This window comes from Rhodopirellula halodulae (assembly GCF_020966775.1).
GTDB classification, from domain to species: Bacteria; Planctomycetota; Planctomycetia; order Pirellulales; family Pirellulaceae; genus Rhodopirellula; species Rhodopirellula halodulae.
The window spans coordinates 2,400,417-2,413,314 of sequence record NZ_JAJKFV010000029.1 but is presented as its reverse complement, the minus strand read 5'-3'; the positions used below and the strand labels follow the sequence as shown (position 1 = coordinate 2,413,314).

The 12,898-nt window shown below is 55.3% G+C and carries 8 protein-coding genes; 1 reads left to right on the top strand and 7 read right to left on the bottom strand.

All coding sequences use genetic code 11. From position 1 onward, the window contains the following. Positions 1-9: 9 nt before the first annotated feature. The 5 genes from LOC70_RS21695 to LOC70_RS21675 all read right to left on the bottom strand — a co-directional run bounded on the left by LOC70_RS21695 (position 10) and on the right by LOC70_RS21675 (position 9,128). Positions 10-1,380: a glycosyltransferase family 2 protein gene (locus LOC70_RS21695; RefSeq protein ID WP_230256062.1), complete on the bottom strand. Its 1,371-nt coding sequence runs from the start codon at positions 1,378-1,380 to the stop codon at positions 10-12. Then, positions 1,377-1,838: a hypothetical protein gene (locus LOC70_RS21690; protein WP_230256061.1), complete on the bottom strand. Its 462-nt coding sequence runs from the start codon at positions 1,836-1,838 to the stop codon at positions 1,377-1,379. Before LOC70_RS21690 ends, LOC70_RS21695 begins: the two co-directional genes overlap by 4 nt. Before the next feature lie 124 nt (positions 1,839-1,962). After that, positions 1,963-7,485: a bifunctional serine/threonine-protein kinase/formylglycine-generating enzyme family protein gene (locus LOC70_RS21685; RefSeq protein ID WP_230256060.1), complete on the bottom strand. Its 5,523-nt coding sequence runs from the start codon at positions 7,483-7,485 to the stop codon at positions 1,963-1,965. Positions 7,486-7,657: 172 nt separating this feature from the next. Further along, positions 7,658-8,389 (bottom strand): class I SAM-dependent methyltransferase, encoded by a 732-nt coding sequence (locus tag LOC70_RS21680; protein ID WP_230256059.1) that lies wholly within the window; start codon positions 8,387-8,389, stop codon positions 7,658-7,660. Positions 8,390-8,393: 4 nt separating this feature from the next. After that, complete coding sequence (locus LOC70_RS21675; RefSeq protein ID WP_390889099.1) at positions 8,394-9,128, bottom strand: 3-keto-disaccharide hydrolase; 735 nt, start codon at positions 9,126-9,128, stop codon at positions 8,394-8,396. Between the two features lie 583 nt (positions 9,129-9,711). On the opposite strand from LOC70_RS21675, the gene LOC70_RS21670 reads away from it, so the two are divergent. Then, positions 9,712-10,275, top strand: coding sequence for a MaoC family dehydratase (locus tag LOC70_RS21670; protein WP_230256057.1), 564 nt, complete (start codon positions 9,712-9,714; stop codon positions 10,273-10,275). Positions 10,276-10,309: 34 nt separating this feature from the next. On the opposite strand, the gene LOC70_RS21665 is transcribed toward LOC70_RS21670, so the two are convergent. Together LOC70_RS21665 and LOC70_RS21660 are read right to left on the bottom strand one after the other, a co-directional pair. Then, the gene (locus tag LOC70_RS21665; protein ID WP_230256056.1) at positions 10,310-11,758 is read right to left on the bottom strand and encodes a GMC oxidoreductase; all 1,449 of its coding nucleotides are present in this window, start codon (positions 11,756-11,758) and stop codon (positions 10,310-10,312) included. A 95-nt stretch (positions 11,759-11,853) separates the two neighbouring features. Next, on the bottom strand, positions 11,854-12,657 hold the full coding sequence (locus LOC70_RS21660; RefSeq protein WP_230256055.1) for an MBL fold metallo-hydrolase: 804 nt from the start codon (positions 12,655-12,657) through the stop codon (positions 11,854-11,856). Positions 12,658-12,898: the final 241 nt, after the last annotated feature.

Genomic DNA, 12,898 nt, shown 5'->3' with positions numbered 1-12,898 from the left:
ATTTCTCGCTCATCGAAGGATGGCAAACTGCCGCAATGACCTGGCGTTGCCGTGGACGACTGTTGGAACTTTCCCATTTCGATCGAACACGATTCCCTCGGGTGAAATTCGAACTTCACCGCGGACGCGATCGTGCACGCAGTAGTTCCATTCCTGAGGAACCTCCGCCCAGCGTTCTGGATCGCTGTGACAAAACAAATTCAATGCTGTTTGGTCGCCCCAATCCGTCGTCCCTCGCAGCGAAGACGATGCGCGCAGCCGAACGGCCTCTTCGAAATAGCCTCGCATCGCACGGGCCGATCCCGCCGCGAATCCGCTGTTGAGGAACGGGTTCGTCGCGAATCGCTCGAACACCTGTCGCCTCATCGACATATCTGAGATCGTTTGAGTCCAACCGCGAATCGCGGGATTTTCTGGATATCCACTGGGTTCTCGTACCGCCAGGATCTTCGTCGGATTGGATCGCGCGAGAGCCCACAACGGCAAGAGTTTTCCCTGGAACAAGACATCGCCCGCATCCCAATAAGCCAACGGAGTCTGTTCCGGCAACTCGGCGGCAACGCTCGCGAAGTCAGACAACCGACGCACTGGCGGCAACTGGCCGTTGTACGGTTTGGAAATCAAACGCAGATTCGGCTCACTCGCGAGACGTGTGATTTCGCTGGGATAAAGACCATAGCCGACAGCGATCACTTGCTCGTCGTTGCCACAACTCCTCAATGTTCGCAAAAAGCCATTTCGAAATCGAGGAACATCTCGCCGATTGAATGCGACCAATATTTTGGCCGGGTGTTCCTCTTTTGCTTTGAACTCCTCTCCTGCGACGGCATGAGAATGGCTCTGGCAAGGCAGGTTTTGTTTCCGATGCTCCGCCCGGGCACCTGCGACATAGTCAATCCGCAAACCTAGCCGACGGACATCTTCACACTTGCACAGACATTCGCAACGCCCCGGTTCATAGCGAAACGGCTGTTGCTGCAGCACCGATCTCCAGAACAACGTTGCCCCCATCGCGACGTGCTTGCTTGGAGAAACGCCGCTCGACTCGCCGAGATAATCCGCGGCGACTCCAGCCTGATCGCGTCGCGACATTAGCGCGTGATGTAGCCTGGCGATGCAGTCACTCGCGAGAACCACGTCGTCGTCGAGAAACATCACCAGTGCGGAGTTCCCACAGTGCACGCCTTCGTTTCGTGCTCGCACGATGGTGGCGATACGTCCTGAATCCGTCGATCGCGGAGCCCCCACGATACGATGGACGGACAGATTGACACCGACTTGCGACCGCAACGCGCTGACAACCGTAGCGTTGATGGCCGACTCGTCCCGAGACAGAATCACCACATCGATCTCAGGAACATCCCGAACAGCGAAAGTCACTGGCAAGGGATCGCAATCGGTTCCATGTTGTAGTGATTGACCGACCGATCTTCGGGAAGCGGAGGATAAAATTCCGCGCTCTCCGCGGCTGTCATGCCGGCATCCATCTCCAAGAGAGATTGTGCATGCTCGCGAACATAAAGGATTCCGCGAATCGCTCCTTTGTTGGTCATGGATTGAACCTTGTCCGCCAACTCCACATCGTGCAGCCAAGCTCCCTTTTCGTAGTCGACCTGAGTTTCGCTAGCGGGAACAAAAACCGAACAAACGTCTTCGGCACGGAATGATCGTCGAAGGGTCAACTTGGGCGACAATCTTTGAGTCGCCACAATCAACACCGGGTCACTGGGAGCATCGCCTTTCTCGAAAGAGATGGTCGCGATGTCAGGGAACCGCGGCGGGATGGAAATCGTGCCCGACAAAGCCATGCAACGAAGTTTCTCAGGGTGCGTGCTCATGGATTGCGATTCGAGTTGGCTGGACACAACCGGGTGGGCCGGCACCCACCTCACAAGCAAAAGCTATTCGTTTTCGAGGCCGCACGCAAGATTCGGCCGGAAATTCATCCCGTGATTCACGCAATCAATTGGTCTCGATGACCGTCGCCGTTGATTCGTCGTTTGCGTCCGATTCCGATCGAATCGTTCGTGCGATTCGGAAACCAAGATAAGGATGAGTCGTGTAAACCTTTTCCTGTTCGCGTTTGGCACTTCGCATGGTTGTTGGCACATAGAACACCGCACTTCCCCGCGCGACTCGGTCAATGGAACGCGTGTCGAGCAAACCAAGTTCGGAATCAACCATCGTTGTCTGTTTGCCGCGAAGTGAGAAATCATGTGTCTCACACCATTCCATCACGTTGCCGAGCGTATCAAACAAACCAAATGGATTGGGCATCAATTGCTTGACAGGATGAAACAGCACCTGCGAGTTGCGTGCTGAATTCTCGGTTGTCCAAGCGTATTGCGAAAGCAACTCGGGTGAATGGCCGAAGGAACGTGGCGTCGTGGTGCCACCACGGCAGGCATATTCCCATTCCGCTTCCGTTGGCAGCCGATACCCGGTTCGCTTCAGGAAGTCCTTGGGACGACGAATCCCATCCGGGCTATCGAAGTCGCGTTCAATTTCCTCGATCGACGGATAACACATCTGCGATTCAGGAACGCCTTCTTGCTCGCTCAACCATCGACAGTATTTGATTGCATGGAACCAACGCACGGATGTCATTGGACAATCCGGATGCAGCGCGTACTGGGTGGCGTAATCGGCTTCGGGATCAAATCGCTGGTATTGTTCCAAGGTGACTTCGGAATCCGCGATTGCAAACGAGCGTGGGATCTTGGCTTGGACCGGTGCCTCCAACCCATGATCGCGAAAAGCCTCGTGAGCCGGCGATCCCATTTGAAATGATACCGGCCCTGAAATCGTGACGAGAGTCTGTCCTTGCCCGTTTCGAATCCATCCGGGCGATCCATCAGAGCCAACCTTCGCGGAGTCAATTGTGCTGCTGCCATTGGGCGATTCCGCGTCATCGATGGCGGCAACCGTCTCGCCCCATCCCCAACGGTTGGCCAAATACCGACAGATTGCATGAATCGAGGCTCGAGGATCCGTTGTTCCCCAGTTGGTCGTGAGCTCCCGAAGTCCCCGCAATTGGCTGTTGGACAATTGATCCGGTCGGTACTTGGAAATTGCAGCCAACACCGCGAACTTGGTGGACTCATCTTGCTCGTCTTCTAAACGTGCCAGCAGCGTCTGAACAGGCATTTCGAGGCGTGCCATACGATCGACCAGAAACGATCGTAGACGAGGATCCGGCTCCAGTTGCAATGCCTCCCACAACGGCTGAACAACTCCCAATCGAGCCAAGGCAATGATTGCATTGGCTTGCCGACTGGCAACATGGTCTTTCTGCGTATCGGTCACCACGGGCCGATGCCACACCGAAGCCGCGACAAGCTGGTCGCCATCTTGAACCACCGACAAACTGACGGCTCGATAATTATCCGCCGACAATTCGTTCGCCTTTGCAAGGTGCTCGTCGATCGGTAGCTGCGTCAGAGTTTTCGATTCAAAGTCACCGCCGTTCCACCAAATCGCGGAGTAGCTCACGCTTTCCTCATCGAACTCTCCTGGCGGATTCAAACGGACATCGGTTTGATACTTGCCCACCACGTTTCGAGACCGAAAACTGAATGGGCTGTCGTTCCAGGTATCATCAGTGATCGGAGACGCGACCATTCGGAAACGCACGGAACTGTAGTGGTCCGTTCCCTTTGAATCGCGTTGTTTCAAATTCGCTTTTGGAACAAACCCACCGCTGAGAAGCGGCCCCCACCCCTTGGGCTGATGCTCGGACTCATTCAGACCAACATAAATTTTCGCGTCCAAGGTTCCGGAAGGAAGCCGAGTCCAAAGGACTCCGTATCTTTGCCCGGTCGGCACGTCGTCCGCGTCCATTGCTTCGCCACCAGCAGCCATCCCAACTGCATTGGCGGGGATGGCGGTAACGTCACACGGGTACATTCCTCGAGACCGCATTTGCGTTTGCAACTCACCGACTTCGTTGCGATCGGCTGGGAACGTGAACTCCCAATCCAAGCCGTCTCGCACCAAAACGGACGCCACCCAAGGGTCGGTGGAACTCTCGTAAACACGAACACACTCGGGTCGATAGCCGAATTCCGAGAGCGATTCTGCTACCGCCAAAAACTTTGCCAACGGACACTTCTGGATCAATGCGAAAGTGTTTGTGACCAAACCGCCAAACGCTTGCACGCGTTGCACCAGCGCCGCGTCGGGGGATGAGAATTCGGACAACTCCTGTTCATCGGACCATTCAGGTTCGGCGTGTTGCCGCAATTCTTCTCGCAAACGACTTGCAACCGCATCCGGGTCACGCTCCGCGACTGACATCAACAGCTCAAACTCATCGTCCACGGCGACGGCGAGCAACTCCGCCAGCACCGCATCCTCGGGCCCGATGCACTTCGAGAGTAGAAACGCCGCGTTCAAACGCGTATCACGGTTGATGATGTCGCTGCTTTCCGCGGCAGAATTGTCCGCCAAACCTGACTCCGCGAAATAGCGACTGGCGGGTTCGATCAGAACTTTGGCAATCGGAACCAACCCGGGAATGAATTCACCAACTTGTGTTGGGTTTTGATTGACGATGCTTCGAACAACGGTTGATGCGTGCCGCTGCCACTTCCCACTTGCCGCGTCGAGCTGCGCCAAGACCCAAGCGAATCTCAACTGATTCGTTTCGTCGGATCGGCTCGATTCAAAACGCGACCAGAGCTCAGGCGTCGCGATCGTTTGGTGAGGTTTCAAGCGTTCGGCGATCAACGAAAGACCATCCGGATTGAACTGCGGGATCATTTCGATCAGCGGGACAACTTGCCCCGGATCAGATTGCACCAATGCCAATCGCGCCGCGAATTTTTGACGATCGGAGACGTCTTGTTCCTGCAGCAAGTCAATCAATTGCTGAGGAGGATCCTCGTTCAGGTCTGCGATGGAGTTGATCGCATCGGGAATCATCGCGATGTCGGCGGTCAGCAACCGAGCGACATTCGAATCGGTCTGTTGGTCCGCCAACCGACGACGCACACTCTGTGACAAGATGCCTGCCGTCACTCCCAACATCAGCATCATCAGCACCGCGATCGCCCATCGAGTACCGTGATGTTTTGACGCCGCCGCCATTAATTGCTGCTGCTCGTCAGAGCGTTGGCCGGAATCGGTCAGGGCGAGGAAACGCAGATACTCCAGACCGCTGGGTAGAAACCGATTGTCGCGGTTGCGTTTCCAATATTCGGTCAGTTCCGCCAGACGAAGTTTGGTTCTGCCTCGAACCGTCTGCTGATCCATTTCGGTCAGCCACTGTCGGATGGGCTGCACGAGAAAATCGTGGGTCAACTGATAGCTTCGATTCGTAATGTCGGAATCGCTTGATTCCGTGGCGGCGGTCGGCGTGATCAAACGAAGTTCGCCGTCCATCATCTCAACGAATTCATCGAACGTCTCATCGTCCAAACCAGCGATCCGTTGTAGCTGATCACTCGCAACCATCTGCCCTTTGATGTTTGCCGCGCGTTCCGGCAACAACGCCGCCAGCACGGCTTTGGCCGGTTCGCGAAATCGTCGGTGGTGTGGAGGTGCGTGGATGCCTTCGAATGTCATTCGTAAGTAGCCCGTGTCGACACCCTCCGCGCCGCCGAACTCGGCCAACGTTTTCAAATCCCACTGTTGGCCTTTCAACATCTGTGCCAACACAGCCAGGTGGATGGAAATCACCTTGCCGTTTTCTTGCACGCCTCGAACAATTTGCTGGACAAACTTGCGTTGTTCCTCTGTCATCCCATCCAGATTCTCTGGCAGACAACCGTAGGCACGTCCAAACTCTTTCAGCACAAACTCGGCATGTTTGACATCGAATCGATCGACAGCAACGCAGTTGAAATCTTGCACCAAACGCAAATCCAACTCATGAAAGAACTGCGTTGCGGGCATCCAGAAATCGTCTCGGATCAGCAATAAACACTGCAGATTTTTTCCATCGCACTGCCGAATGGCATCCAGCAAGACTTCGTCACGAATGGTTGGATGAGCGTGCAACCACTGCTCGAATTGGTCGATCACCAACAGAACTTTCTTGCCGCCACTGACGCTGTTCTTGCGTATCTGCGCCATCGCACCAATCAGCGTCGTCTGCTGAGCAACACTGGAATCCAGCTTCTGAAGCTCAGACAAAATTCGAGACTCGGTGTGCTTGGCATTCGCTTCGACCGAGACCACTTCGACAGACCGAGATAGCAACGGCACCAAACCCGCGTGCATCAACGAAGACTTTCCCGAACCCGACGGCCCGTAGATCAACCCAACCCGAAACGTGTCTTGCGATTCGCGGGAATCCACTCGGATCTTAAGCTGCCGCAACACCTCCGGAACGCCTCTGGCGTCTCGCGCTCCCGGTACCAATTGCAAAAAGAAATCTTGGTCGTGACGATCAAACGCTCGAAGCCCTTTCGGAACCACGCGTGGCTCGCCTTCACCCCGAGGTGCATTCGCCCTCGTAGCAGTGGCCGACATCCCCGATGATCGCCGTGATCCGCTACCCGACGAAGGCAAAAACTCGCCGGAAAGGTCAACACTTGCATCAGCGGTCGATCCAAGCATCTGAAAGCCGCGAAGATCGTTCGCCATCGCCAATCCATCGACGTAGCGATCAGAGACTCGCAACGCCAACGCTTTTAAACAAATGCGTTCCAGCTCCAACGGCACTTCCGGATTAACTTGGCAAAGACGCTTTGGGGCGGCGTGCATGATGTTCTGCAGCAATTGTCGGCTGGAACCTCCTTCGAAGGGGCGCCGTCCAACCAGAAGCTCGTACAACACAATGCCCAGTGCGAAGAGGTCGGCACGACCATCCACCAAGTGTCCTTCCCCACGCGCCTGCTCGGGACTCATGTACGAATAGGTCCCAATCAATCTGCCACCGCGAACAGGTCGTGGAACATCGTCGCTGATGGCCAAACCGAAATCCGTCAGCCAAGCTCGATTCTGCTGATCGATCAGAATGTTGCTCGGTTTGACATCGCGATGAACGAGCCCTTGTTGATGCGCGTGATGCAGAGCGTCCGCGATCTCGGTGACCCATCGAACGGTCTCGTCCAACGCAGGTTTGGATGCCTGCATTCGCTCGCAAAGATCGGCTCCCTCGATGTACCTCGACACGACGTAAAACGGCAACGCCTTGGATTGACCAATATCGTACACCGGAACGATGTTGGGATGGTCCAGTTGAGCAACCATCCGAGCTTCGGATGTCCACTGATATTCGTCGCTGGCGTCATCGAGCAAACGAATCGGGACTTTGATGGCGACATCACGGTTGAGCGATTCATCTTTGCCTTGGAAGACCGATCCAAAACCACCACTCCCGATCCGCCGCACGATTCGGTAGCGACCAATCCAATCGGGAGTTTCGATCAAACGCTCCCCGTCTTCCGATGCAACCGTGGCATCGAACAACGACTTGGTCGAAGGCAGATCCGATTGGGTCTGTTGTTTTTTTGTTGGTGGGTCGCGATCCGATGCCACGCTATCTGCCCATCGCTATCGAGATTGAATTCCTATCAACCAGATAGGATGCCAAGCTGCTTCGATTCACCTCGTGGACGAAGCTGCGTTCGCCAATGAAAAAACGCCTGCCTCGCGTCGTAGGCAGACGTTCTGTTGAGGTAATGGCTAGCTTAGCCAAACGAGTGGCAGCTTAGGGGCGACGGAAACGCAGAAAGTAATTTTCTTTGAAACGTTCCAGCTTCACCTCTTCCACAAACTCAAAGCCGGCGGCTTCGATCTCTTTGCGAAAGACGTCTTTACCAGCTCGCACATGGCCCATTGTCCATTCCCGCGAAACGCCTTCGATGCGTTCAAAATCAATCACCACCAACTGCCCACCGGGTTTCATCGCTCGGTGAATCGACCGAAGCGATTGCGATGGGAATTCGAAATGGTGATAGACATCACACACAAACGCGGCGTCGATGCTCGCGGGTGGCAAACAGATGTCGTTTCCTGATCCGAGAACGGGAGTGACGTTGTCCAACCGTTTGTGCTCGGCAATCTGGCTGACTCGCTGCACAAACTTCGGTGCGATATCAATTGCATACACCCAACCGTCCTTGCCGACTGCATCGCAAAAAGGTTCCACATACAGCCCCGTCCCCGTGCCGATATCGGCGACACGGTCGCCAGACTGCAGCCCAAACGCCGCCACAATCTCATCCTTGGCCGCATAAACCTCTCGGCTTTCGACTTCGAAACGTTGCAGCCAAGCATCCACGTCCAGCTCGGGATCCAGGAACGAATCATTGATTCCTGGATTCACCGATTGGTTCTGAGCAGGGCGTGCCAAATCTTTGGTGCCCGCGTCTTGTGTGAACGCAGGCGACGTTTGCAACAACGCAACGATACAGATAGCAACGAGGAATGCGGATCGCATCGGATCAATCCAAAGACTTGAAACGAATGTTTTTGAACTCAGCCCACATGGGTTTGCCTGCGTGCAACTGCAGAGCCAACTTTCCATCCAGCAACTGAAGCTCAGGCTGCTCGTCGGTGAAGTCCAAGATCAGCTTGCCGTTCATGAAGTGCTGGATGTGGTTGCCACGCCCAATGATCACGACTTCATTCCAATCGTCCAAATTGAACAAGGCTTGGAACTCTTCTTCGTTGAGGAAGTTTTCCAATACTTGTTTCTTGCCGTCTTTCCAAACCGCCTTTTCGCCAACCATGCAAATGCGACCGCGGCGTCCACCTTCGTCGTAGATGAAACCGGCGATGTTTGGGAACTTCATCTCATTTCGAAGTTCATGCTGATACCCGCGAACCACCCAATCGTTGCGAGCGGATTTGTCCGTGATGTGCTTCGAACGGTATTGAATGCCGGAGTTATTGACGGCGTTGCAGCGGAACTCCAATCGCACTTCGAAGTTTTTGGTGTTGCCGTCTTGCCAGATCAAGAACGTGTTGCCGTTGGCTTTTTGCTCCGGCGTGGTTTCGCCATGGATGACGCCATCACGAACTGACCACAATCGCTCATCGCCGCTCCATCCGGTCAAATCCTTGCCGTTGAAGATTTCGGTCATTCCCGTTTCCGCGGGAAGCTTCACGGGCGATTCAGCAGAGACCGAGTTGCTGGTGCAAGCCACCAATGCAATCGCGGCGATCAGGTGGGTCATTGGCGAGGACAGATTCAAAAGCAGTTTCATCGAGGTGGGATCCAAAGGAGGGCCAACGGTGGGAATTGCGAAGACTAGGAGAGTCGACGCTTTCGAAAGTGAATTATGGTTGACCGCTCGGGCAAATCCAAGCAGTCGCAAGCAAATCCAAGCGATCAGAAAGATGAACCGGCAGATCAACCGCCACGGTGTCGCATCCCCAGTCCTCTCACGACGAAAGAATGACTCCATCTCAAGTTGGCCCCCATTCCACCGATCGGAATCTGGCACGAATCGTGCATCGTCGTCCTCCGCGTCTGGTTGCCGATTGTCACTCGGCCGTACAAGTCGCCCAATCGCCGCAGATGGAATCTTGTGTACACTGTTTGGGGTGAAATGAGGCAAATGCTCGGCAATGAATTGCTTTGGTCATTTTGATTGGCCACAGTGCCGGGATGTCGTCCCATGGGTTCGACTCGCACGGTCGCGAGCCCCGAACAGGCTTTGCCGGACGCGAAATGAAGCCGCGTCTACCGTTCCAATCCCCGCGAAAAACGGGTGCTGAATGGTCACGGCAAAGTTGACTCAACAAGGAAAGACGTGAATGTCCGACTCGATGCCAACCCAGAATCCGATTGTCTCGCCTGAAGACGTGACTCGTCCGGAAACCGTTGTCATCGCGAAAGACGTCGCGGAGCCAACCGATCTGCTTTACTGCGAAGACCTCGAAATCGGAATGCAGTGGCTGAGTCCTTGGCGAACAATCAGTGCCGATGACGTGCGAGCGTTCTCGGAACTGACCGGCGACTACGATCCCTTGCACAATGAAAACGGCAAAGAAAGCCCGTTGCCAAGATCCCCGTTCGGACGCCCCGTTGCACACGGACTATTGGGACTCAGCGTTTTAGCGGGTTTGTCGACCGAACACCCGCGAGCCGCCACGCTGGCTCTGGTCAGCGTCAGTGATTGGAACTTCGAGAATCCAGTGTTCTTCGGTGAACGAGTCCGCGTGCGAACCACCGTCGAGTCATCCGAACCACATGGACGTCGCGCGGCCAAGATCACTTGGCACCGGCAATTGATCAGCGACGATGGCCGCACCTTGCAACAAGGCAAGTTCGTCACGTTGGTGGCATCGAACAAGCGTTATCTTCGTCAGCCGAAGTGATGTTCGTTTGCTACCAAGACTCTGAGCCTCGGAATTACGTGATTCGGTTCGCAGCGTAGCAGGTGAGCATCGCAAGCGTTGCTGTGGGATTGCCGACGGTTGGCTTGGGCAGCAGAGAAGCATCCACCATCCGCACGTTGTTGAGCCCGCGGACTCGGAACTGTGAATCCACTACGTTTCCGAGTGCACATGTCCCGGCGGGGTGATAAAGCGTTTGAGTGTATCGCTGCATCGCCGCAATCAACGCCTCATCGGAAGTGCGTTTGGCACCGGGAATGGTTTCTGCACCGAGAACAGTCGCCAATCGTGATCGCGAAACCAGTTCACGACCCCAGTGCACGCCCGCCAACAACTGGTCTCGATCCTTTGAATCGTTCCAGTAGCCGGTTTCGATCGACATCTCATCCGCTGTCCATCGGATGCGCCCACGCGAACTCGGTTGAGTCACATTCACACCGATGGTCATGGCACCACGGCGTTGAGAGTTTGGGAACCGAAGGTAATCCGTCGGCGTCACGTGCAACTGCCAACGTTGGTCGGGATCCAAGCCGCCGCATTCGGCCACGTTGCACGCAATGCGACCTGCACCTGAATGTTGCCAGTTCGCCAAAGAGCGTGCGTCGGTCACATCATCGGTGAGAATGTCGCTGTCGGTGCCGTGAATCACCGGCATGATCAAATGATCGTGCAAGTTTTCGCCCAATCCAGTGACCTGATGACCGCTGCGCTGCAGCAAAGTGGGCGAGCCAATGGTGCCCAGACACGAGATGACTTGGCAATCGTCATCGAAACGGCTGGTCGAACGATCGTCCCAAACCAAATCGGTTGCTTGCCCGTCTTGGATGCGAAGTGAATGGACATCCGCTCGCACAAAAGACAATCGCTGGCCAGCCTGCGGATCTCGTTGGAGCAGTTCACTCACGGCCTGCCACGCGGTCCAACGTCTGCCGCCTCGATTCAATCGAGCATAGGCCGCGAAGTGACATTGGTCCGCGTCTTTCATGGCGTCCAGAAACAACCGCCCGCTGCCACTCAGCCAACGAGCCGGCTCTGGACGGATCCATGATTTGGCCTGTTCCAATGCGCTGTTCAGCTTCGACGGCACATCGCCATCGTGCTCCCGCAGAACATCGACCAAATTCGCGATGTCGGTCTCGGTGGGCGGAAACCAGATCATCGAATTGATCCGCCCACTGCCGCCCCAACCACGACCGCGAGGCCACGTGATTTGCCGTCCCGCCAACGCTTCACAGGGTTGGGTTGGATGGTTGTAATCGGCTTCGGATCCAAGCAAACGCAACCAGCGAAACGGGCGTTCGAAATTGCGACGCGGAACTTCACCGCCGGTGGCTTCCACAACGATGATCTTTCGATCGGACTGACGAAGTCTTGTGGCAAGCTCAACAGCCAACAACAAGCCGCACAAGCCACCGCCCAAGATCACATCGGCGTTCGTGAATTGCTTAGGCCGTTTGACTTCCATCGATGAACTGTTCCAATCCGATGAGGCCAAGGCTTGGACGAGAGAAACGGAACGAAGCGAAGCGGTCGCCGACGCGTTGCCCCACCGGCGAGAGCTTATGACTGAGGTGTCTTGAGTCCTTCGGGCAGGATGCCTTGTGCAACTTCGTCATCCCACTCGTTCATCAGCGGCCAGTCTTCCGCAAGCGTTCCAAAGTCGGCCATGTGCAGGTAGCCACTGACTCGATCGATTACTCGATCCAACATGTCGTTGTCTTTGGCGAAGATTGGACCGTGGCTCGGTGCCAACCACTTCACGTCGCTTTCGCGGATCCGAGTCAGCGATTTGACGAAGGCCTTGATGTCACTGCCATGATGAGCATCAATCGCACCGATGCATCCGTCGCGGTACAGGTTGTCGCCTGACAGCAACACGTCGCCGATTCGAAACGCGAGTTGACTGTCCGTGTGCCCGGGTGTGTGCCAAACTTCGATCTGCTTTTCGCCAACGGTCAGAATGTCACCGTCATTGATCTCGTGTTCGATCTGGACAGGCGGCATCGACATCATCAAATCTTGCGCCTCGATCACCGCCAACGTCTTCAGCGTGTCGCCTGAGGTCAGTGGTTCGACCGCATTGGGGTGCGCCGAAATACTGGTCTTCAAAATCTGTTTCGTCTTCGCCAGCCCCTGAATGTGATCCACGTCGGCATGGGTGGCGACCAAGGTTTTGCACTTCGACAGCGGGAAGTCCAAACCGCGAATGATTTCGATGAATTCGTCGACGGTTTCTTCGTAACCGATATCAATCAGGATCCACTCGTCAGCGTCGTGCACCAAATAGACATTGCACCCCAAGACTTCGCCGGCTTGGAAATTCAATTCAATGACGCCGGGAAAAAGTGGTTTTCTTGCGAGCATCGTGTGTTGTGCGAACGTGTGTTGCGAGAAGACGAGAACGAACCGAGAAGAGCGGGTGCCATGGCAACTCCGAAGGCCCATGTTTTAGGCCGCAAATCGGAATTTGTCACTGCCGGGATTTTTCGACGACCGAATTGACCACCGACGGAATGCCAACCGACAAAACACGCTGCAATTCACAAGGGCGATCGCCACACTCCGGCTTCAGGGTGCACACGTTGGGTTGCACCCGCCTGCAGTC

What these genes read in the sequence shown, in the direction of transcription:
- LOC70_RS21670 (WP_230256057.1), top strand. Translation starts at nt 9,712, where the DNA reads ATGTCCGACTCGATGCCAACCCAGAATCCGATTGTCTCGCCTGAAGAC.
- LOC70_RS21665 (WP_230256056.1), bottom strand. Translation starts at nt 11,758, where the DNA reads ATGGAAGTCAAACGGCCTAAGCAATTCACGAACGCCGATGTGATCTTG.
- LOC70_RS21660 (WP_230256055.1), bottom strand. Translation starts at nt 12,657, where the DNA reads ATGCTCGCAAGAAAACCACTTTTTCCCGGCGTCATTGAATTGAATTTC.
- LOC70_RS21675 (WP_390889099.1), bottom strand. Translation starts at nt 9,128, where the DNA reads ATGACCCACCTGATCGCCGCGATTGCATTGGTGGCTTGCACCAGCAAC.
- LOC70_RS21690 (WP_230256061.1), bottom strand. Translation starts at nt 1,838, where the DNA reads ATGAGCACGCACCCTGAGAAACTTCGTTGCATGGCTTTGTCGGGCACG.
- LOC70_RS21680 (WP_230256059.1), bottom strand. Translation starts at nt 8,389, where the DNA reads ATGCGATCCGCATTCCTCGTTGCTATCTGTATCGTTGCGTTGTTGCAA.